This window comes from Halomonas flagellata (genome assembly GCF_022487945.1).
GTDB classification, from domain to species: domain Bacteria; phylum Pseudomonadota; class Gammaproteobacteria; order Pseudomonadales; family Halomonadaceae; genus Halomonas; species Halomonas flagellata.
Map to the genome: position 1 here is coordinate 48,202 of NZ_JAKVPY010000003.1, position 22,572 is coordinate 70,773.

The following is a 22,572-nucleotide window of genomic DNA, read 5'->3' on the forward strand; positions in this document are numbered from 1 at the left end:
TTGCCAGGACCGCACAAATATAATTATGAACTCAAAATTCATTTCATCAATATAGACTTTTGTCTATTCTGACCGAAAAAAGGCCAGTTACTTTTTATAATCAACAAGTTGGATAGCAGCCTGGCACAGGCGACAAACAACATTCTGAATTCAAAATAATTGACACCGCTAACCGAGATTCCTACGGTGTCCTCACCCTGGGCGGCGACGCCGCCAGCGGCCAGACAGACAACAACCTCCCGACTAACGACATACGAACACTGGAGAAAGGACATGACGACCTATGCGCTCGAGGATCTCTCGCCCCGCTACGATGACAGCGCTTTTATCGCCCGCGAGGCCGCCATCATCGGCGACGTCAGGCTGGGTAAGGACGTCAGCATCTGGCCAGGAGCCGTGCTGCGCGGCGACAACGAACCCATCAGCATCGGCGACGGCAGCAACATTCAGGAGAATTGCGTGCTGCATACCGACCCTGGCTGTCCCCTGAGCGTCGGCAAGAACGTCACCGTGGGTCACCTGGTCATGCTGCACGGCTGCACCATCGGCGACGGCAGCCTGATCGGCATGCACTCGACCATCCTCAACGGCGCACGGATCGGAGAGAATTGCCTGATCGGCGCCGGCTCGGTGGTCACCGCGAACAAGGAGTTTCCCCCCAACTCGCTGATTCTGGGCTCGCCGGCCAAGGTGGTGCGCACCCTGAGTCCGGATGAAGTGGCGGGACTGGCCGAGAGCAGCCAGAGCTATGTGGCGCGAAAAGATCGCTACCTTGCACACCTCAAACCGCTAGACGCCTGAGCCTCAGCACCCTGTCAGCCAATACGACGCTTCAACCGACACAACGGCATAAGCCACAATACCACTCGGCTGGCACTGCGCCGGCCGAGTGGTGTCATATTGGCCGGCGATTCAGAGTTCACGCCGACCGTCCACCAACCGGGTCACGTCCAGCGGGTTGGCATCCTGGAGCGCCTCGGGCAGCAGCGCTGCCGGCAGGTTCTGGTAGCATACCGGACGCAGGAAGCGCCGGATGGCCGAGCTGCCCACCGAGGTGCTGCGCGCATCCGAGGTGGCCGGGAAGGGTCCGCCGTGAACCATGGCGTGGCACACCTCCACCCCGGTCGGCCAACCGTCGACCAGCACCCGCCCCGCCTTGCGCTCCAGCACCGGCAGCAGTGCCTTGGCCGCCTCGAGATCACCGTCGTCGAGTTGCAGGGTGGCGGTGAGCTGACCCTCGAGGTGGGCGGCGACACGTTGCATTTCTTGCAGGTCGGCACATTCGACCACCAGCGCGCTAGCGCCGAACACCTCGGCCTGCAACGCCTCGTCGGCGAGGAAGTCGTCCGCCGCGGCGGCGAACAGCGCCGCCTGGCACTGGTAGGGGCCATCACCGGCCTGGCCACGGGCGATTTCGCGGACCCTGTCATGCCCGGCCAGTGCGCCGACCCCGTCCTCATAGGCACCATGGATGCCCGGGGTCAGCATGGTCTGCGCGGCGCTGGCCTTGACCGCCTCGCCAGCAGCGACAAGGAAGGCATCAAGTGCCTCGCCCTTTACGCCGAGCAGCAGTCCGGGGTTGGTGCAGAACTGCCCGGCGCCCAGGGTCAGCGCGGCGACGAAGCTTTCGGCGATCTCTTTGCCTCGGTTTTTCAATGCCTCCGGCAGTAGGAACACCGGGTTGATCGAGCTCATCTCGGCATAGACCGGGATCGGCTGCGGGCGGCGTTGCGCCGTCTGCATCAGCGCGGTGCCGCCGCGCCGCGAGCCGGTGAAGCCCACCGCCTGGATGCGCGGGTCGGCGACCAGCGCCTGACCGATCTCGTTGCCCGCCCCGAACAGCAGCGAGAACACGCCCTCGGGCAGCTCGCACTTGGCCACCGCGGCGTGCACGGCACGGCCGATCAGTTCGGAGGTGCCGGGATGCGCGGAGTGGCCCTTGACCACCACCGGGCAGCCGGCGGCTAAGCTTGATGCGGTGTCGCCGCCGGCCACCGAGAAGGCCAGCGGGAAGTTGCTGGCGCCGAACACCGCCACGGGGCCCAGGGCGACGTGGCGCTGACGCAGGTCGACGCGGGGCATGGGCTGGCGCTCGGGCAGCGGCGGGTCGAGGCGCACGTCGAGCCACTCGCCGGCGCGCACTACCGAGGCGAACAGGCGCAACTGGCCGCAGGTGCGGCCGCGTTCGCCCTCCAGGCGCGCCCTCGGCAGGCCGGTTTCCGCCATGGCGCGGGTGATCAGCGCATCGCCGAGCACCTCGATCTCGCTGGCAATGGTCTCGAGGAACATCGCACGTTCGTCGAGCGAACTCTCGCGGTAGCTGGCGAAGGCTGCCTCGGCCAGGGCGCAGGCCTGGTCGACTTCGGTCTCGCCGCCCCCGGGGTAGACTGGCGTCAGGGGCTTGCCGGTGGCCGGGTCGGTGGCCTGGATCTCGGCGCGGGTGCCGGTGACGGTGCGCTGGCCGATCAAGAGTTGTCCTGTAAGGGACATGGTTTCCTCCTTTACCTTCGCATTCGATTCGGTGAAAGACCCGATGTAGGACATCGGGCTAGGCTAACGCAGGGCTCAGGCCTGACCTTGACGCGCCAGGTGGGCATGGAGGGCGCGCAGTCCGTAGGTCCAGGGGGGCAAACGATCACTGCGGCCAACGGCATTGACCAGTGCACCGAGGCTGGGGGTGGCGATGGTCACCCGGTCGCCCAGATGGTGGGTGAAGCCCTGGCCCTGGCCATCACGGTCCTGGATAGGCGAGAACATGGTGCCAAGGAACAGCATGAAACCATCAGGGTACTGATGATGCGCCCCGATGGTCTGATTCACGAGTTCCATGGGGTCACGGCTGATCTCGCGCATGTCGCTACTGTCTTCCAGCGAGAAACCATCATCCTCCCCCTCGATACGCAGCGAAACCTTGGCCTCACGCACGGTATCAAGCGTGAACCGGTCATCGAACAAGCGAATGAAAGGCCCAATGGCACAGGAGGCATTGTTATCCTTGGCCTTGCCCAGCAACAGGGCACTGCGTCCCTCGATATCGCGCAGGTTGACGTCATTGCCCAGACTCGCGCCACGGGGCGTGCCATCGGCAGCCACCGCCAGGACGATCTCCGGTTCGGGATTATTCCATTGCGAGTCCGGATGTAGCCCGACCCGGTCGCCTAATCCCACCGAGGAGAGTGGCTGGGCTTTGGAAAACACTTCAGCGTCGGGGCCGATTCCCACTTCCATGTATTGCGACCAGACACCCTTGGCCTGCAGCTCGGCCTTTAGCGCCAAGGCCTGGGGTGAACCGGGGCGAATCTGCGACAGATCGCCACCAATCAATGCCTGGATTTCCTGTCGCAGCTCGCTGGCCCGCTGCGGGCTGCCACCGGCCTGCTCCTCGATCACGCGTTCAAGCAGGCTGACAGCGAAGGTCACTCCACAGGCCTTGATAGCCTGAAGGTCGCAAGGTGCCAGCAGGTAGGGTGACCTTTTGGGATGAGCAAGGGAGTTGTCCAACAGGGTCTCGACCGGCCCCAGCACCTCGCCCTGGATATTGGCAACGAAGGTCGCGGCATCGTCGCGGTCCAGCAGGTCAGCCATGGTGGCAACGCTGGCGGTGATATCGACCACCTGGCCATGGCGGACCATCACGATGGCAGGACCGGAGCGAGGGGTGTCTCGCCAGACCCGCCCTACCAGCAGGGCATTAGCGAGGTCTTCGGGCAGACAATGACGTGGGGTGATGGCTTGCATTGTGGTTCCTGTCATGATGTTCGAAACCCGAGTTTCCAAGGGGCAAGCTCAAGGTGAAACAGAGAAGGCGAGACGGTCACGATGCCTCCCCTGTAGATGGCAATATACGCCCTGCCCCCATCAGGTGATGGGGGTCGAAGACCGCCTTGATACCCGCCAGTAGCTTCAACTCCGTCTCGGAACTCCTGGCTAGCAGCGCCTCCTGTTTGCTACGCCCGATGCCATGCTCGGCACTGATGCTGCCATCGCAACGGTCCACGACCTCGAAGATGGCTGTCTCCAGGCGCCCGAGCAGATGGGACAACTGATCCTTCGCCATATCTGCAGGCGGGAGGACATTGATATGCAGGTTGCCATCGCCGATATGGCCGTAGGCGATTGTCGTGGCCTTCGGCTCGATAGCGGAGACGGCTGCCGTGGCCTGCTCCACACAACGGGAGATCGCAGAAATGGGCACCGACACGTCCGTGCGCAGATGTTCGCCCCGAAGCAGCTGTCCCTCCACCATGCTTTCACGGATCAACCAGAGTTGATCGGCTTGCTGGCCACTGGATGCCAGGACTCCGTCCAGTACCACCTCAGACTCCATGCTCGCTTCCAGTAGATGCTCGAGCATTCCGGCCAGATCCACGGGCCCCGTGGCATCCAACTCCAGCAACACATAATGGGGATACGCGGTATCGAGCGGGTCAGACAACTGGGGAGAAGCCTCGAAAGCCAGTTCCATGCACTGACGCGGGATCAACTCGAAAGCGGAAAGCAGATCGCTGCAGGCACGTCGGGCCTGGGCATACAGTCGCACCGCAGCCTCAACGGAGGGAAGTGCCAGCAGGGCCGTCTGCGACTGCTCCGGACGAGGCGACAACTTGAGCACCGCTCCGGTGACAATGCCCAGTGTTCCTTCGCTGCCCAGGAACAGCTGCTGCAGGTTGTAGCCCCGGTTGTCCTTGTGCAGCGCCTGCATGCCGTTCCAGATCTCGCCGTTGGGTAATACCACCTCCATGCCCAGCACCAGCTCACGCATCATTCCATAGCGCAGCACATTGACGCCGCCGGCGTTGGTGGCGATGTTGCCACCGATCTGGCAGCTACCTTGTGCACCCAACGAGAGGGGAAAGAAGCAGTCATGCTCTTCCGCCACACGCTTGACCTGCTCCAGGATGCAACCGCTGTCGACCGCCATGCTGAAGTTGAGCGGATCGATGTGGCGAATGCGCGTCATGCGCTCAAGGCTGATAACCACCTCGGGATAGCGGCTGTCAGGCAAAGCACCCTTGACCAGACCGGTATGTCCTCCCTGGGGCACCATGCACACCCTGTGCTCATGGCAGAAGCCAACGACCTGGGCAACTTCCTCGGTATTCTTCGGACGCACCACCGCCAAGGGAGCCCCCAGCTCATGGCCGGCCCAATCACGACGATATCGCTCACAGTCACCAGACTCATGCAACACGCCACTAGCCCCGAGCATTGCCGTCAAATGTTCAATAATCTCATATTTTCTATCGTTCATATCACATCTCGAAAAAGAATGAGGCTAGCCACCATCTCGGCTCAACATACAATCACTACATCCAACTAAATCCATAAAGCCCTATCATTATTTGGCCAACACCTTCCCCTTTCGAGAAACGAATAGCAGTTTCTTTGCCAAGGGATACACGATGAACAACAGAGTAATGCTAAGCAACGTGGCTGCAATCGGGCTATTGAAAAAGATCGAGAAATCCCCACGCGAAATATCCAATGCCTGACGCAGACTGGTCTCAAGCCTGGGTGTCAGTACGAAAGCCAGCAGCAGGGGCGCCACCGGATACTTGGCGACATTCATGAAGTAGGCCACCACCCCAGCTCCCAGCATGAACCAGACATCAAACATGCTGTTATTGACACTGTAGGACCCCACCACACAGACAACCGCGATGACAGGAATCATGAAGGCAGGGGGAACTCTCAGCAATTTCACCAGGAAGGGGATAATAGCCAAGGCAGCGAGTACCGCCATGACATTACCCAGGTACATGGAAGAAATCAGACCCCAGACAAAATCAGGGCTGTTTTGGAAGAGCATGGGGCCCGGCTGTACACCCCACATCATCAAGCCTCCCAACAGGACGGCAGCAGTGCCGGATCCTGGGATGCCCAAGGAGAGAAGCGGGGCAAAGGAGCCAGCCGCCGCGGCGTTGTTTCCGGCTTCCGAAGCCGCCACACCCTCTATTCTACCTGTACCAAGCTTATCGCCGTTGCGTCCCACCTTCCTTTCGAGAACATACGCCAAAAAGGAGCCGGTAGTAGCGCCAGCACCGGGAAGAATCCCCACGAGGTTACCCAGAACACCCGAACGGAGCGATGCTGGAATGATGCGGCGCATTTCACTTCTATCCAACAGGCTCCCCCGAAGACCGATCTTGGTCATCAATCCTGCCGCATCGATCCTGTTAACCATCATTTCCAGGACTTGGCTGAAGCCGAACATGCCGATGACCAGGGGAATAAAGGAAATCCCATTCAACAGGTACATTGAATCGAAGGTGAAGCGTGGCTGACCGAAGGCCAGACCGATTCCTACCATGGACAGCATGATACCGACAAATGTCGAGATCAGACCCTTCTTGGGAATGTCACCAAGCAGCCAGCCAATGGAGCAGAGGGCCAGGATCACCAGGGCCGCAACCTCCGCGGGACCGAACATCAGGCCAATCTTGGCCAGGGCCGCCCCCATGAAGGTGAGCATGACAATGCCGATGGTACCACCGATGAAGGAAGAGATATTGGCGGTAAACAGCGCCTTTCCTGCCTGGCCCTTCTTGGAAAGGGGGTAACCATCGAGTGCGGTCACTACGGCCGGTGCATCACCGGGAATATTGAGCATGATGGCGCTGTAGGACCCCCCATACATGCAACCATAATACAGCGCACCGAGCATAATGATACCGGTGATAGGATCCATCTGAAAGGTCAGTGGCAACAAGAGAGCAACCCCGGTCACTGAGCCGAGCCCCGGAATGGCGCCGATCATTATCCCCAAGCTTGCCCCGACCAGCGCAGCAAATACATTGGGAACGGTCAGAGAGGTCGCAAAACCTAACAATAGTGACTGCAGGATATCCATGGGAGACTTACCCCTTATTGTATCATCTCAAGGAACAGGCCTTGAGGAAACGGAACCTTCAACCACAGGCCAAACACCAAGTAGATTGCCACGCCAGCGCCGAGTCCAGTCAGGACAGCCTTTTGCCATGTCTTGCGCTCAGCGTGAAGAATCCACAACACGATGAAAAGCGTCATGGCCAGAACCATGCCGAGCAAGGGAATAGTGGCAACCGTTATTGCCATGGCAGCCGCTGGCCAAAGGCATTTTGCTCCTATGGCCTTGGCTCTTACCGCAGAAAACAAGAGCTCATAGGTGCCGAGCACGGCCGCACCTAGCCCTGCCACAACCGGGAAGAAGCCACCGCCTGGGCCATCATTTACCCAAAACCCGTATTTAAAATACCCAAGCACAGCCCATGAAGTCCCCATCAGCACGATGCCGATAGTGACCAAAGCCGGCAACCAGGACAGGCTATCTGTCTCAGGAGACTTTTCAGCATTCATATCCACCTCCCCCTTCATCATGAAAGCCCTGTTCATCCATGCATATTGATGACTGAAATAAACACTTGGAACGACAACAAAGCAAACAGGGCAGCGCATGGCATGTCAGACACACCACATCGCCGCCCCTGACCTCACTCTATGATACCGACTTCCTTGAATTTATCGGTATACCTGGCCTTCTCCTTACTGTAAAACTCGGCGCTTTCCTCGGCACCCATGAAAGTACCGAGCAGGTTATTCTTTTCGATATAGTCGTTCTGCCACTGCTCGCTTTCCGAGGCCTTCTTCAGCACATCCTCCCAGTAGGCAACGGCCTCCTCGGGCATCTCGGGAGGACCGGCATAGCCGCGGAAGATCATGAGCTGGATATCGGGATAACCGAGCTCGGCGAAGGTCGGCACCTCGTCATAGGGTGCTTCCAGACGCTCTTCGGCAAGGGCGGCAAGACTACGCACCTGGGTGGGATCCATACGCGAACCCAGCTTGTATACAGCCGCATCGATGTGGCCACCCAGCAAGGCCGAGGTCACTTCCCCCGTTCCCCCGAAGGGCACATACTGGAACTCAGCACCCAGGCCGGAATTGAGCATGGCGAAAGCGAGATGGTCCTCCCCTCCTCGCCCGGCGCCGCCAATGGTGACACTGCCCGGATCCTCTTTCGCTTGTTCGATCAGATCGTCCACGTCCTCGATATCACTGTCGGCAGCGACCCCCAGGAGCAAGGTATCAAGCGCCAGCGTACCAAGAGGGGTCAGATCTTCCAGCTGAACATCGGCGTTATTCGTCACCATGCTCATCATCTGACCGCCGTTGAAGGTCATGATGGCATGGCCGTCTCCCCGTTTGTTGTATGTATAGCTATTTCCCACGGCTCCCGAACCGCCTGGCCGGTTGTTGACCAGAATCGTCTGGTCGACCAGGTCATTCTGGCGGATTACTTCTACCAGCATACGCGCGTTGATATCGCTGCCTCCGCCGGCACTGTACGGCACAGTAAACTCGACATTTCGCTCCGGTTCCCAGGCGCTTGCGCTGCCACTGAACAGTGCCAGGCAAAGTGCACCTGACAATGCCGTCTTGCCTACCCATTTCGTCTTGATCATTCTGTCACTCCGATTTGTAGTTGTTGCACGACAATACACAAACCCATGGCCGAGACCGGCATGTCCACGCTGGGTGTCGAAACGGCCTTTGAGGGCCCACTCCTGCCAGACTGCCAGACCGGAAAGCCCTGGACGCATCCGCTTACAGCCATGACTTTCTCATTCTGAACACATAATTCATTTTATCAACATAGACCTTAGTCTACCCTTTCCGGCCCCCTTTCTCCCCGGCCAGGAGTGCGTCGGGATACCGGGGCCATGCCATGGCACGCCTCTTCCACAAAGCCCTCAGCCAGATTACCCATTGATGATATGGATTCAGGAGGTATCGACGAAAGTACAATATATTTTAATGAATACATAATACATATTGAGCCGACATCTTAACCATCCTGCACGGCCATGTCAGCCACTGCAGGGAAAGGGTTGACTGAGAGAGGCGCCAAGGACGACATCGAACGCGGCCAACATCACGCCTGCGGCTTGATCGACAGATGGCGACTCATTCAATAGAACCAGCTGCTTAGGAAGTTCAATGAACCTGAATGATCCCACCCTTTTCAGGCAACACTGCTATATCAATGGACGCTGGACCGATGCCGAGGGACAGGCGGCCATCGAGGTCACCAACCCCGCCGACAACGCGTTGCTGGGGACCGTGCCCCAATTGACGCAAGGCCAAGTGCGGTCGGCGATCGAGGCCGCTGACATCGCCTTTCCCGCCTGGAAGTCCAGGACCGCCAAACAGCGTGCCGCGATCCTGAGGCGCTGGTTCGACCTGTGCATGGAGCACCAGGAGGATCTGGCGCGTATCCTGACCCTGGAACAAGGGAAGCCGCTGCAGGAAGCCAAGGCCGAAATCGCCTACGGCGCCTCCTTCATCGAATGGTTCGGAGAAGAAGCCAAGCGTGTCTACGGGGATGTCATCCCGGCTCACGCGGCGGATCGCCGCATCGTCGTCACCAAGGAACCGGTCGGCGTGGTGGCCGCCATCACGCCGTGGAACTTTCCCAATGCCATGATCACCCGCAAGGCGTCCGCCGCCATGGCGGCGGGGTGTTCGGTTGTCGTCAAGCCGGCCTCCAGTACCCCCTACTCGGCCTTGGCCCTGGCAGAACTCGCCGAGCGGGCCGGTGTCCCCAAGGGGGTACTGAACGTGGTGACCGGTAGCGCACGGGTGGTGGGTGAAGAGCTGACCTCGAATCCCCGGGTGCGCAAGCTCTCCTTCACCGGGTCCACGGAAGTGGGCAAGGTACTGCTCACTGCCTGTGCGCGGACCGTCAAGAAGGTCTCGATGGAACTGGGGGGAAATGCGCCCTTCATCGTCTTCGAGGATGCCGACCTCGACCAGGCGGTGGCGGGCGTGATGGCCTCGAAGTTTCGAAACACCGGCCAGACCTGCGTATGTGCCAACCGGATTTTCGTCCATGACAAAGTCTACGATGCCTTCGCCGAGCGGCTGGCAACGGCGATCGATGCTCAACGAGTCGGCAACGGCCTCGAGGAAGGCGTGACCCTGGGCCCCTTGATCGACCAGGCGGCAGTCGAGAAGGTCGAGGAGCATATCGCGGATGCCAAGCGCAAGGGAGCCCGTGTCTACCTGGGCGGGAGGCGCCACGCGCTCGAGGGGAACTTCTTCGAACCCACGATCCTCACGGATGTGTCCACCGATTCCTTGCTCATGAACGATGAGACCTTCGGTCCCGTGGCCCCCCTGTTGCGCTTCACTGACGAGGATGACGTCATTCGCCAGGCCAATGACACGCCGTACGGCTTGGCCAGTTACTTCTATACCCGGGACGTGGGACGCGTCTGGCGAGTCGCCGAGGCGCTGGAATGCGGCATCGTGGGAATCAATGAGGGCATCATTTCCAGCGAGCTGGCTCCCTTCGGGGGTGTCAAGGAATCCGGCATCGGCCGGGAAGGCTCCAAATATGGCATCGAGGACTATATCGAGATCAAGTATCTCTGTATGGGCGGACTTTGAAGCATGACCAATGCACAGCACAGGACCAGGACATGAACAGCAAGCCGTTATCGGAACAGCGGGTCGGCATGATCGGCATCGGTTTGATGGGGCACGGCATCGCCGGCAGCATCCAGCGCGCCGGGTGGCCCCTGAATTTTCTCGAGCACCCCGGTAACCAGCCGGTCGATGAGTTAGTGGCCAAGGGGGCGGTGGCGTTCACGGAGGGGGCGGATCTGGCCCGCCACTCCGACGTCATCATCATTTGCGTCACGGGCACGCCTCAGGTGGAAGCCGTCCTCTTCAGCGAAGGCGGCGTATTGCAAGGGATCCAGCCGGGAACGATAGTCATCGATTGTTCGACCGCGATTCCGAGCTCGACGGTCAAGATCGCCGAGGCGGTCGAAGCGGCGGGGGGACGGTTCCTCGATGCGCCGATGACGCGCACCCCCAAGGAAGCCGCCGAGGGGCGGCTCAACCTGATCGTGGGGGGTGACCCTGATCTCTTCGAGGCCCTCCTGCCCCTGCTGCGGAGCTATGCCGAAAATATCACTCATGCCGGTCCCGTCGGCTCGGGTCATACCTTGAAGCTGTTGCACAACTTCGTCTCGGTCGGCTTTTCCACCGTGCTGGCCGAAGCGGCCGCCTGCGCCGAGCGGGGTGGTATCGACGCCGAGGTCCTGGTCGATGTGCTCGCCCAGGGAGGCGGGGCAGGCACGGTGCTGGAGCGACTGCGGCCCTATATCCTGTCCCGCGATCCCTCCGGCTTCCGCTTCAGTATCGCCAATGCCCACAAGGACCTGGGGTATTACGTGGCCATGGCAAGCGACCTGGACGCCGCCCGGGACACTGCCTCGGGTATCGCCCAGGTGCTGGGCGAGGCCGAGTCCTTGGGCTTTGCTCAAGCCCCCGTGCCCGAGCTGGTCAGCATCCTGGCGGATGGGAAGCGATCGTGAAGGGACACTGTGAGCCGCACCGGGATCCCGGTACGGCTCACACAGGGGCAGCCATTCGAACCTGCTGCCTCAATTCGCTCACGAGTTCGGCGGTTGCCGCCGAGAGCGGCTGGTGCTTGCGCGTGATGATGCCGTAATAATCCAATGGCTTGCCGATGATCAGCGGCAGCGTCACGTACTGGCCGCTGGCCAGGGGGCGCTTCAACACAGAGCGTGGCAGCACGGCCAGCATGTCCGAGCTCAGCAGCAGCTGGAGCGTGGTCTGGGTCGAGGTGGTTTCGATGGTATCGGCAGGCGACGCGATGCCTGCCTCCGCCAGGGCTTCTTCGAAGACACGGCGCATCGGGCTGCTCAATGGATGCAGGATCCATGGCCAGCGGCTCAGTTCGGCCAGGCCCACCTCCGTGGCGCCTGCCAGGGGATGGTCACGGCGTGCCACCACACGCAATGGTTCCTCGAGCAAGGGCTCGAAGTCGAACAGGTTGTGCTGGCTGACGTGTGTCAGGCGGCCAATCACCAGGTCTAGCTGCTTGTACTCCAGCGCCTGTAGAAGGCGGTCGCTGCTCTGCTCGTCAATACTGATTGCCAGTCGAGGCCGCCGCCGCTTCAGAGCCGCGATGGCGGCGGGCAGGATCTCGGGGGCCGCGGCCGGTATGGCACCAATGATCAGGCGTCCATACCCCCCTTCGTGCATGAACTGGATATCCTCGACCAGCCGATCCGTGTCGTTGAGCAGGATGGTGGCATGACGCACCACCTGGGTACCCAGTTCGGTCGGGACCATCGCACGCGGCTGTCGCTCGAAGATCTGGAAGCCGAAATAGGCTTCCAGGTCACGCAACATCTTGCTCGCCGCCGGCTGACTCAAGTGCATCTGGCGCGCGGCGGTATGCATGTTGCGACTCTTGTCCAGATGGACCAGCAATACCAGGTGCTTGAAACGCAGCCAGCCACACAGGCTGGCCGATGATAGTTTGTCCATTCTCTTCCCCGACATCTCGTCCTGCAGCCTAGCGGGTCACCGGAGCAAGGCAATTATTGCTCAACTGCGATAGCCCTGGTCACCGGAGCCGCATTGCCTTCCCCTATGATAACCAGAAGCGATCGGCATGGTAAAAAAATCGATTGGCAGGTTATCGCAATACCCTTCTAGGCTGGACCGACAGGCCCCTCGGATAGGACAACCGCCAGAAATGACTACCATCACCCATCTGGATGTACAGGACATTCGCTTTCCCACCTCACGCTCCCTTGACGGTTCGGACGCCATGAATGCGGCTCCCGACTATTCCGCCGCCTATGTCACGCTGCACACCGATCACACGGCAGGCCATCAGGGACATGGCCTCACCTTCACCATCGGGCGTGGCAACGAAATCTGCGTCGCCGCCGTCAAGTCACTGGCCGCGATGGTGGAAGGGCGCACGCTGGCCTCGATCACCGAGGACATGGGCGGCTTCTGGCGCCATATCACCAGCGGCGACAGTCAGCTTCGCTGGATCGGTCCCGACAAGGGCGCCATCCACCTGGCCACGGCGGCCATCGTCAATGCCATCTGGGACCTGTGGGCCAAGACGGAAGGGAAGCCGATATGGAAAATGCTGGTCGACATGTCCCCCGAGCAGCTCGTGAATTGCCTCGACTTCCGCTTCGTCACCGATGCCCTGACACCAGAAGAAGCCCTCGCCCTGCTCAAGCGCAACGAAGCCGGCAAAGCTGCTCGTGAACAGGAAATGCGCGAGCACGGCTACCCCGCCTACACCACCTCGGCCGGCTGGCTGGGATATTCCGACGACAAGGTACGACACCTGGCTCGCGAAGCACTGGCCGAGGGCTGGACACACTTCAAGCAGAAGGTCGGCGGTAACCTCGAGGAGGACCGTCGTCGTGCCCGGATCCTGCGCGAAGAAATCGGCTGGGAGCGCCCGTTGATGATGGACGCCAACCAGATGTGGGATGTCGATGAGGCCATCGCCAATATGCGTCAATTGGCCGAGTTTGACCCATTGTGGATCGAGGAGCCCACCAGCCCCGACGACATCCTGGGGCATGCCGAGATTCGCCGCCGCCTGGCCCCCATTGGCGTTGCGACCGGGGAACATTGCCACAACCGAGTGATGTTCAAGCAACTGCTGCAAGCCGAGGCGATCGATTATTGCCAGATCGACAGTGCCCGACTCGGCGGCCTCAATGAAGTCATCCTGGTGTTGCTGCTGGCCGCCAAGTATGGCGTGCCCGTCTGCCCGCATGCCGGCGGCGTGGGCCTGTGCGAATACGTACAGCATATCTCGCTGTTCGACTACATCGCGGTGTCAGCCTCCCTGGAAGGCCGCATTCTGGAATACGTCGACCATTTGCATGAGCATTTCGTCGATCCGGTGGTGATCCGCCAGGGCCGTTACCAGGCGCCACAGGCACCGGGCTACAGCATCACCATGCATCCAGATTCCCTGGCACGGCATCTGTACCCGCACGGCGCCGCCTGGCAGGAATCATGAATTTCACCACCACTGGAGAGATACGATGCCAGATCATCGACCCTGCATTGCCCTGACGCTGGGCGACCCGGCGGGTATCGGCCCGGAGCTGGTCGCCAGGCTGCTGTCGGACCGCGAGGCGGTCACCCAGGCCCGCATCGTGGTCGTGGGGGATCGCTGGCTGTGGGAAGAGGGCCAGCGAGTCACGGGCGTCACACATCGCCTGCCCGAGCTCGATTCGTTCGCGGAAGCCCGCCAGGCCGATGGCCCGGCCTTGCTGCCCGTCGACAGCGTATCCCGGGATGCCATCCGCTATGCCCAGGTCAGCGCGGCCGGCGGCGCCTCGGTCCTCGATGTGCTGACGCGATGCCTGGATGCGGCTCGGGCCGGCCAGATCGACGCCATCTGCTTTGCCCCCCTCAACAAGCTGTCGATGAAACAGGGTGGCCTGACGCATGAGGATGAGCTGCACTTTTTCGCCGAATACCTCAAGGTCGATGGCTACTTCTGTGAATTCAATACGCTGGGGAACCTCTGGACGTCGCGCATCTCGTCCCATGTACCGCTGAGCGAGGCCGCCTCGTTCGTGACACTGTACCGCATCACCAACGCCATTCGTCTGATTCATGATGCCCTGCAGGCGGCCGATGTGGGCGAGCCACGCATCGCCGTGGCCGCTCTGAACCCGCATGCCGGTGAAGGCGGGACCTGTGGCCGCGAGGAGATCGATATCATTGCCCCTGCCATCCAGGAATCCACATCCGCCGGCTACCCCGCCCAGGGCCCTTTCCCGGCGGACACCGTCTTCCGCCGGGCCCGCGACGGAGAATTCGACGGCGTCGTGACGATGTACCACGACCAGGGCCAGATCGCCCTCAAGCTGATGGGCTTCGAGCGCGGCGTCACCGTGCAGGGCGGCCTGCCGATCCCCATCACCACCCCCGCTCATGGCACCGCCTTCGATATCGCCGGGCAGGGCAAGGCCAGTGTCGAGGCCATGCGGCACGCCTTCGACATCGCCTGTCGCATGGGAAGACACTATCAATACCGCTTCACCTGAATCTGTGTAGCCTTAAAGTCAATAGTGCCGGCATATTACCGGCACTAGCTTTCTTTCGTCAGCAGCAAGGATACGCAAGCTTGGAAGGTTCGACGGTTATTCCGCCATCTCCTCGAGGGCCGATACCTCCACCTTGTCCCGCAGATGGCGACGCAATATGCGTCCCAGTGCCTCGCCATCCCGGGCCCGCAACGCCTCGACCATCGCCTCATGATCCTGAATCGCCTGGGACCAATAATCGTTGCTCAGCTCGGCGGTAAAGCGCACACGCCGAACACGCTGGTTGAGGTTCTTGTATACATCGATCAGCACATCGTTCTGAGAAGCGACGACGATCGCCTCGTGAACCTGCTGGTTGGCCAACAGGTACTCCTGCATGTTGCCACTCTTGTAGTGAGCCAGCATCTGGTAGTGAAGCGCCTCGATATTGGCCAGTTCCGGCTCGCTGATCCGCTCACAGGCAAGCTCACCCGAGAGGGCTTCCAGACTCTGCATCACCTCGAAGGTGTTCTTGAGGGTAGCCTTCGTCAGCTTGGCGACGCGAGCACCTCGATTCGGCAACAACTCGACGAACCCCTCATAGGCGAGAACCTTGAGGGCCTCTCGCAGGGGGGTGCGGGACACGCCGAACTGTTCGCAAAGCTGCTTTTCTGGCACACGACTTCCGGGTGCCAAGGCCCCCTGAGCGATCATATCGCGAATGCGCTCAGCCACTTCCCCGTGCAGCGTATTCTGCTTGATCTTTTCCATCTGAAATAGTTCCTGACCCCCTGGGGCCCGATTAAGTCTGCGAGAGCATCCTGGTTACATGAAAGCATGACGTTCCGAATCTAACTAAATTCATTATGAATTCAAAAGTAAATGCACGTCAAGTTGTGATGCCCTCATCGTGCCTCATCGTGCCTCCTCCAGGCGCATGGCCGAGCGCTCGAGGCGCTCGCTCTCGGCCTCGATCTCCCGCAGGTTGTCGCCGATACTGGAGAGATGCTCCAGCGCCACGCGCCGCGCCAGCTCGGGCTTGCCCTGTACCACGGCCCGGTGCAGCCGGGCATGTTGACGGTTGATCATCTCCCGGGGGCCGGGGCGATGGTAGAGGTTCTTCACCGAGGCGAAGACCGAGCTCAGCAGCAGGTCCGTGAGGCTCTGCAGGGTGTGCACCAGTACCGGGTTGTGTGATGCCTGGCAGATCGCCAGGTGAAAGCCGTGATCGAGCCGGGCCAGGTGCTCGACATCGATGGTGTCGGCCCCTTCCACATAGTCCGCCATCTCCTGGTAGCGGCGGGTGATCAGCACCCGGTCCGCCGGGGTGCCGCGACTTGCCGCCAGCCGTGCGGACTCTCCCTCGAGCAGCGCCCGTACCTCGAGCAGGTCGAACAGCGTCCGTGGATGGCTCTTGAACATGTGCATCAGCGGACTCTGGTCCTGCGCGGGCAGCAGGTGCGCCACCGTCGAGCCATGGCCATGACGGGTCGCGATGATCCCCTTGCTGCGCAGGATCCTGAGGCCCTCGCGAAGCGAGGCGCGCGACACCCCCAGCTTGTCGCAGAGGCGCCGCTCGGAGGGCAGCAACTGCCCGGGACGGAAGACACCATCGAGGATCAGCTGCTCGAGCTTGGCCGCGACACTGTCGGGAGTGCGCGTGCCATGGCGCATGTCGTCGGTCGGGAAAGTCATCGCATGCTCCCGGGGTTGCCCGATCGCAGTGGTAAACCAGCGACTGGCCGTTTACGCTGCAGGGGGATAGATTGGAAATACTTTCCATATAATAGACGAATTACTGGTCTGACCACCAAACCATAGGCTGGACAGGCGTGCAACAAAACTACAGATTGTCGCCTGCGGTCACAGAATTACCGAGACGCTCATCACCGAGACGCACGGGGAGTCACCATGAATATCCTCCATGACGACAGGCTCGACGGAGAGCTGCCGCGCATCGACAAGGCCGCGGTGCTGGCCGAGCTCCAGCGGGCGGTACCCGACCTGACCCTGCTGCACCGCGAGGAGGACCTGCGCCCGTTCGAGTGCGATGGCCTCTCCGCCTACCGGGTGTTGCCCATGCTGGTCGCCCTGCCCGAGACCCTCGAGCAGGTCGCGACCCTGCTCAAGCGCTGCCGCGCCCTGGGCGTGCCGGTGGTCACCCGTGGCGCCGGCACCGGCCTCTCCGGCGGCGCCCTGCCGCTCGAGCAGGGCGTGCTGCTGGTGATGTCGCGCTTCGATCGCATCCTCGACATCGATCCCGACGCCCGCACCGCCCGCCTCCAGCCCGGGGTGCGCAACCTGGCCATCTCCGAGGCGGCCGCTCCCTACGGTCTCTACTATGCCCCGGACCCCTCGTCGCAGATCGCCTGCTCCATCGGCGGCAACGTGGCCGAGAACGCCGGCGGCGTGCACTGCCTGAAGTATGGCCTCACCGTCCACAACGTGATCAAGGTCGAGGTACTGACCATCGAGGGCGAGCGCATGACGCTCGGTTCCGAGGCGCTGGATGCCCCGGGCTTCGACCTGCTGGCGCTGTTCACCGGCTCCGAGGGCATGCTCGGGGTGGTCACCGAGATCACCGTCAAGCTGCTGCCCAAGCCCGAGACCGCCAAGGTGCTGATGGCCAGCTTCGACGACGTGGAGAAAGCCGGGCGGGCCGTGGGCGACATCATCGCCGCGGGCATCATCCCCGGCGGGCTGGAGATGATGGACAACCTGGCGATCCGCGCCGCCGAGGACTTCATCCGCGCCGGCTACCCGGTGGAGGCCGAGGCGATCCTGCTCTGCGAGCTCGACGGCGTGGAAGCCGACGTGGACGACGACTGCGAGACGGTGCGCCGGGTACTCGAGGCCGCCGGCGCCACCGGCATCCAGCAGGCCCGCGACGAGGCCGAACGGGCGAAGTTCTGGGCCGGGCGCAAGAACGCCTTCCCCGCCGTGGGCCGCATGTCACCGGACTACTACTGCATGGACGGCACCATTCCCCGCCGCGAGCTGCCCCGGGTGCTCAAGGGCATCGCCGACCTCTCCGAGGCGTATGGCCTGCGGGTGGCCAACGTCTTCCACGCCGGCGACGGCAACATGCACCCGCTGATCCTGTTCGATGCCAACCGCGAGGGCGAGCTCGAGCAGGCCGAGGCGCTCGGCGGCAAGATCCTCGAGCTGTGCGTGGAGGTCGGCGGCTCCATCACCGGCGAGCATGGCGTGGGCCGCGAGAAGATCAACCAGATGTGCGCCCAGTTCAGCCCCGACGAGATCACCACCTTCCACGCGGTGAAGGCCGCCTTCGACCCGGAGCGGCTGCTCAACCCGGGCAAGAACATCCCCACGCTGGCCCGCTGCGCCGAGTTCGGCGCCATGCACGTGCACGCCAACCAGCTGCCGCACCCCGACCTGCCGCGCTTCTGAGGCATCAGGAAACGATCATGACGGATACCAAGCACTCCCCCCGGGAACACGATGCCAGCGAGGCACTGGCCGAACGCATCCGCCGGGCCGACGCCGAGGGCAGGCCCCTGCGCATCGTCGGCGGCGACACCAAGGCCTTCTATGGCTTTCACGTTCGGGGCCGCACCGTCGAGGCCGACGCCCTCTCCACCCGCGAACACCGCGGCATCACCTACTACGACCCGGTGGAGCTGATCGTCTCGGTGCGCACCGGCACGCCGCTGGCCGAGCTCGAGGCCGCGCTGGCCGAGAACGGCCAGATGCTGGGCTGCGAGCCGCCCCACTTCGGCGATGACGCCACCGTCGGCGGCATGGTCGCCACCGGGCTCTCCGGCCCGCGGCGCCCCTGGGCCGGCAGCGTACGCGACTTCGTGCTCGGCACCCGGGTGATCAACCACGAAGGCAGCGAGCAACACTTCGGTGGCCAGGTGATGAAGAACGTGGCCGGCTACGACCTGTCGCGGCTGATGGTCGGTGCCCAGGGTACCCTGGGGCTGCTCACCGAGGTCACCATGAAGGTGCTGCCGCGCCCCGGCGTCACGCGCAGCCTGCACCTGGACATGCCGCTACCCCGGGCCCTGGAGAGACTCGCCGAGTGGGGCCGTCAGCCGCTACCGATCACCGCCGCCGCCTGGCTCGACGGCGCCCTGCACCTGCGCCTCGAGGGCGGGCCGAGCTCCGTGGCCGCCACCGCTGACCGGCTGGGCGGCGACGAGCTCAGGGACGACTTCTGGACCGCGCTTCGCGAACAGCAGCTGGCGTTCTTCTCGAAGGAGGACCCGCGTCCCCTGTGGCGACTGGCGCTGCCCCACCACACGCCGGTGCTCGACCTGCCGGGCGTCAAGGAGAGCGACCCGCTCTACGACTGGGGCGGCACCCAGCGCTGGCTACGCAGCGAGCTCGACGACAAGACGATTCGCGAAGCCTGCACCCGTGCCGGCGGTCATGCCACCTGCTATGGCCCTCACATCGCTACCGGGGGAACGGCCGAGCCCTTCACCCCGCTGGCGCCGGTGGTGGCCAAGTACCACCGCAACCTCAAGGCCGAGCTGGACCCGAAGGGAATCTTCAACCCGGGCCGACTCTACGCGGAGCTCTGACATGCAGACACACTTCACCGAGGAAGACCTCAAGAAGCCGCATATCCGCGAGGCCGACCGCGTGCTGCGCACCTGCGTGCACTGCGGCTTCTGCAACGCCACCTGTCCCACCTACCAGCTGTTGGGCGACGAGCGCGACGGTCCCCGCGGACGCATCTACCTGATGAAGGAGCTGCTGGAGAGCCGCGACGACGACGACCGGATCACCGAGGAGACCCGACTGCACCTGGACCGCTGCCTCACCTGCCGCAACTGCGAGACCACCTGCCCCTCGGGCGTGGAGTACCACAAGCTGCTCGACATCGGCCGCGCCGAGATCGAGCGCCGGGTGCCGCGCAAGGCCAGCGAACGCGCGTTGCGCTATGGGCTGCGCAAGGCCCTGGTCGACCCGCAGCGCTTCCAGGCCCTGCTCAGGCTGGGCCTGACCTTCAAGCCGCTGGTGCCCGGTCAGCTCCGTGACAAGATGCCGCCGGCACCGGTGGATGCCGGCACCCGCCCCGAGGGCAAGCGCCACACCCGCCAGATGCTGATCCTCGAGGGCTGCGTACAGCCCGGTCTCTCCCCCAACACCAACGCCGCCACCGCCCGGGTGCTCGACCGGCTGGGCATCGGCCTGACCCCGGCCCCGGAAGCCGGCTGCTGCGGCGCCATCGACTACCACCTCAACGCCCAGGACGACGGCCGGGCGCGCATGCGCGCCAATATCGATGCCTGGTGGCCGCATATCGAGAAAGCGGGCGAGGCCGGGGTTGAAGCAATAGTCCAGACCGCCAGCGGCTGCGGCGCCTTCGTCAAGGAGTACGGCGAACTGCTCGAAGGCGACCCGCAGTACGCCGCGAAGGCCAAGCGCATCAGCGAACTGGCCAAGGACCTGGTGGAGATCCTGCGCGACGAGGACCTCGACGCCCTGACCATCAAGCAGAGCCGCAAGCTCGCCTTCCACTGCCCCTGCACCCTGCAGCACGCCCAGAAGCTCGGCGGGGCCGTGGAGGATGTGCTCACCCGGCTCGGTTTCAGCCTGACCCCGGTGCAGGATGCCCACCTATGCTGCGGTTCGGCGGGCACCTACTCCATCACCCAGCCCGAACTGGCGACCCAGTTGCGCGACAACAAGCTCGACAACCTGGAGGCCGGCGACCCCGAGGTGATCGTCACCGCCAATATCGGCTGCCAGACGCACCTTGCCGGGGCCGGGCGTACGCCAGTCAGGCATTGGATCGAAGTTGTCGATGAGGCACTGAAGTGATCGTCACCGCGCTCATACATTCAGTTGCCAGACGCATCTGGCCGGCGCCAACCGCACCCCGGTCAGGCATTGGATCGAGATCGTCGATGAAGCATTAACACCAGCTACTAGCAACGAGCTGCGAGCCACGAGCAGCCCATAGAGCGCATTTCCAAACGTCGAGTGAGATGAGCGCCGGGGACAAGGCGGAGCGAGGGTCTTTTGCCATGGATGGCAAAAGTAGCGCCCATGGACGGGTTTACAGCGCCCTCGCGGAGGCTTGGCGCCGGGAAAGCTCATCTCTCTGCTGAGTTGTGAAAGAAGCTCTTATCCCGAAGCCAATATCAACCAAGGAGCACCACAATGAAAACCAAGTCCGTACTCACCCTGGCCGACGTCAACGCCATCCTCGATGCCGCCCAGCAGGAGGCCGAAGCCAACGGCTGGGCGGTGACCATCGCCGTGGCCGACGACGGTGGCCACCTGCTCGGCCTGCGCCGCCTCGACAGCGCCCCGGCCATGACGCCCGGCATTGCCACCGAGAAGGCCCGCAGTTCCGCGCTGGGTGCCCGCGAGACGCAGCTGTTCGAGGAGATGATCAACGGCGGTCGCGACGCCTTCCTCTCCGTGCCGATGCAGGGGCTGCTCTCCGGCGGCGTGCCGGTCCTGGTCGACGGCCAGGTCGCGGGCACCGTGGGCGTCTCCGGCGTCAAACCGGACCAGGATGTACAGATCGCCAGGGCCGGGGTCGCCGCCGTCGGCTGATTTCCTGGTCATGTGCAACGGCAAGCTGCCGTGAGGAGGCCTTATGATTGCGGCACGCGCCGACGTTGTCGGGAGTCTGCTTCGCCCCGGCTGGTTGCTCGAGGCTCAGGAGCGACGGCGGGCCGGGAGCATAAGTGAGGCCACGTTCAAGCGGGTCGAGGACCGCGCCGTCGACGCGGCGATTGCGCTCCAGGAAGCGGCCGGACTCGAGGTGGTCACCGATGGCGAAATGCGCCGGCTGTCCTTCCAGAGCCAGCTGGTGCAGGCGGTCGAAGGCTTCGGAGACTGGGATCTCGACGCCTTCCTGTGGGGCAAATGGCATGGCGACGACGACATCGGCGACTGGCACCAGGAGCGACCGCACGAACTCGCCGTCACCGCGCCGCTGCGCCGCCGACGTTCCCTGTCGGCGGAGGAGTTCGTCTATCTGCGCGCGCGGACGACGCGCACGCCGAAGGTGTCGCTGCCCAGCCCGGGCCTGTTCGCCAACTTCTGGTCGCCGCGGCACTCGGCGGGCGCTTACGCCTCCCTGCGGGAGTTTCTCGAGGACGTGGCCCGGATTCTGCGCGAGGAGGTCGAGGAGCTCGCCGGTTACGGCGCGAGCTACATTCAGCTCGACGCCCCGCACTACCCCCTGCTGCTCGACCCGGAGACTCGCGCTTTCTATGAGGCCCAGGGCTGGAGCACGGCGCAGTGGCTGGACTTTGGCGTTGCCCTCGATAATGTCGTGATGCAGGACATCGATGGCGTCACCTTCGGCCTGCACCTGTGCCGCGGCAACCAGGGCAGTCGCTGGCTCGTCGCCGGCGGCTACGAGCCGATCGCCAAGCCGATCTTCCAGCGTACCGCAGCCCACCGGCTGCTGCTCGAGTACGACGACGAACGTTCCGGCGGCTTCGCGCCGCTGGCCGCCGTTCCCGACGGCAAGGTGGTGGTGCTCGGCCTGGTCTCCTCCAAGCGAGGTACGCTCGAGGACCCGGACGAACTGCTCGCCCGCGTGGTGGAGGCGAGCGATCATATCGACCGCGAGCGCCTGGCGATCAGCCCGCAGTGCGGCTTCGGCACCTCGATCGTCGGCAACAGGCTCACCATCGACGAGCAGGCGGCGAAGCTACGCCTGGTGTGCGACGTCGCCGCCCGCCTCTCGGCCTGA

At 62.9% G+C, this 22,572-nt stretch carries 19 protein-coding genes; 10 read left to right on the top strand and 9 right to left on the bottom strand.

All coding sequences use genetic code 11. From position 1 onward, the window contains the following. The first annotated feature begins 273 nt into the window (after positions 1–273). Positions 274–801: a gamma carbonic anhydrase family protein gene (locus MKP05_RS03085; RefSeq protein ID WP_240566968.1), complete on the top strand. Its 528-nt coding sequence runs from the start codon at positions 274–276 to the stop codon at positions 799–801. A gap of 111 nt (positions 802–912) precedes the next feature. Here the strand turns inward: MKP05_RS03085 and MKP05_RS03090 are convergent, their stop codons facing one another. The 6 genes from MKP05_RS03090 to MKP05_RS03115 all read right to left on the bottom strand — a co-directional run bounded on the left by MKP05_RS03090 (position 913) and on the right by MKP05_RS03115 (position 8,441). Beyond that, positions 913–2,490, bottom strand: a complete 1,578-nt coding sequence (locus MKP05_RS03090; RefSeq protein ID WP_240566969.1) for an aldehyde dehydrogenase (NADP(+)) — start codon at positions 2,488–2,490, stop codon at positions 913–915. Positions 2,491–2,565: 75 nt separating this feature from the next. After that, positions 2,566–3,738, bottom strand: coding sequence for a fumarylacetoacetate hydrolase family protein (locus MKP05_RS03095; RefSeq protein WP_240566970.1), 1,173 nt, complete (start codon positions 3,736–3,738; stop codon positions 2,566–2,568). A 76-nt stretch (positions 3,739–3,814) separates the two neighbouring features. Then, entirely contained in the window at positions 3,815–5,251 is a 1,437-nt protein-coding gene (locus MKP05_RS03100; protein WP_240566971.1) for an FAD-binding oxidoreductase, read from the bottom strand. A gap of 87 nt (positions 5,252–5,338) precedes the next feature. Continuing rightward, positions 5,339–6,850, bottom strand: coding sequence for a tripartite tricarboxylate transporter permease (locus MKP05_RS03105; protein ID WP_240566972.1), 1,512 nt, complete (start codon positions 6,848–6,850; stop codon positions 5,339–5,341). 14 nt (positions 6,851–6,864) lie between these two features. Then, positions 6,865–7,434, bottom strand: coding sequence for a tripartite tricarboxylate transporter TctB family protein (locus MKP05_RS03110; RefSeq protein ID WP_240566973.1), 570 nt, complete (start codon positions 7,432–7,434; stop codon positions 6,865–6,867). 35 nt (positions 7,435–7,469) lie between these two features. Next, positions 7,470–8,441 (bottom strand): Bug family tripartite tricarboxylate transporter substrate binding protein, encoded by a 972-nt coding sequence (locus MKP05_RS03115; protein ID WP_240566974.1) that lies wholly within the window; start codon positions 8,439–8,441, stop codon positions 7,470–7,472. Positions 8,442–8,976: 535 nt separating this feature from the next. On the opposite strand from MKP05_RS03115, the gene MKP05_RS03120 reads away from it, so the two are divergent. Then, the gene (locus MKP05_RS03120) at positions 8,977–10,428 is read left to right on the top strand and encodes an NAD-dependent succinate-semialdehyde dehydrogenase (protein WP_240566975.1); all 1,452 of its coding nucleotides are present in this window, start codon (positions 8,977–8,979) and stop codon (positions 10,426–10,428) included. Positions 10,429–10,460: 32 nt separating this feature from the next. After that, complete coding sequence (locus MKP05_RS03125) at positions 10,461–11,363, top strand: NAD(P)-dependent oxidoreductase (protein ID WP_240566976.1); 903 nt, start codon at positions 10,461–10,463, stop codon at positions 11,361–11,363. Between the two features lie 37 nt (positions 11,364–11,400). Here the strand turns inward: MKP05_RS03125 and MKP05_RS03130 are convergent, their stop codons facing one another. Further along, positions 11,401–12,345, bottom strand: a complete 945-nt coding sequence (locus MKP05_RS03130; RefSeq protein WP_240566977.1) for a LysR family transcriptional regulator — start codon at positions 12,343–12,345, stop codon at positions 11,401–11,403. Between the two features lie 211 nt (positions 12,346–12,556). On the opposite strand from MKP05_RS03130, the gene MKP05_RS03135 reads away from it, so the two are divergent. After that, positions 12,557–13,861, top strand: a complete 1,305-nt coding sequence (locus MKP05_RS03135) for an L-fuconate dehydratase (RefSeq protein WP_240566978.1) — start codon at positions 12,557–12,559, stop codon at positions 13,859–13,861. A 25-nt stretch (positions 13,862–13,886) separates the two neighbouring features. Next, positions 13,887–14,900, top strand: coding sequence for a 4-hydroxythreonine-4-phosphate dehydrogenase PdxA (locus MKP05_RS03140; protein WP_240566979.1), 1,014 nt, complete (start codon positions 13,887–13,889; stop codon positions 14,898–14,900). Positions 14,901–14,996: 96 nt separating this feature from the next. Here MKP05_RS03140 and MKP05_RS03145 read toward each other — a convergent pair whose 3' ends face one another. Then, on the bottom strand, positions 14,997–15,650 hold the full coding sequence (locus MKP05_RS03145) for a GntR family transcriptional regulator (RefSeq protein ID WP_240566980.1): 654 nt from the start codon (positions 15,648–15,650) through the stop codon (positions 14,997–14,999). A gap of 144 nt (positions 15,651–15,794) precedes the next feature. Beyond that, positions 15,795–16,574 carry a transcriptional regulator GlcC gene (gene glcC, locus MKP05_RS03150; RefSeq protein WP_240566981.1) on the bottom strand — a complete coding sequence of 260 codons (780 nt, stop codon included), beginning with the start codon at positions 16,572–16,574 and terminating at the stop codon, positions 15,795–15,797. 216 nt (positions 16,575–16,790) lie between these two features. Here glcC and glcD point away from each other — a divergent pair, with 216 nt between their 5' ends. From glcD to MKP05_RS03175, 5 genes are all read left to right on the top strand, one after another. Then, positions 16,791–18,290, top strand: a complete 1,500-nt coding sequence (gene glcD / locus MKP05_RS03155) for a glycolate oxidase subunit GlcD (protein ID WP_240566982.1) — start codon at positions 16,791–16,793, stop codon at positions 18,288–18,290. A gap of 17 nt (positions 18,291–18,307) precedes the next feature. Beyond that, positions 18,308–19,429, top strand: a complete 1,122-nt coding sequence (gene glcE, locus MKP05_RS03160; RefSeq protein WP_240566983.1) for a glycolate oxidase subunit GlcE — start codon at positions 18,308–18,310, stop codon at positions 19,427–19,429. A gap of 1 nt (position 19,430) precedes the next feature. Further along, positions 19,431–20,675 carry a glycolate oxidase subunit GlcF gene (gene glcF / locus MKP05_RS03165; protein ID WP_240566984.1) on the top strand — a complete coding sequence of 415 codons (1,245 nt, stop codon included), beginning with the start codon at positions 19,431–19,433 and terminating at the stop codon, positions 20,673–20,675. A gap of 342 nt (positions 20,676–21,017) precedes the next feature. Further along, positions 21,018–21,419 carry a GlcG/HbpS family heme-binding protein gene (locus MKP05_RS03170; protein WP_240566985.1) on the top strand — a complete coding sequence of 134 codons (402 nt, stop codon included), beginning with the start codon at positions 21,018–21,020 and terminating at the stop codon, positions 21,417–21,419. Between the two features lie 43 nt (positions 21,420–21,462). Beyond that, positions 21,463–22,572 (top strand): cobalamin-independent methionine synthase II family protein, encoded by a 1,110-nt coding sequence (locus MKP05_RS03175; RefSeq protein WP_240566986.1) that lies wholly within the window; start codon positions 21,463–21,465, stop codon positions 22,570–22,572.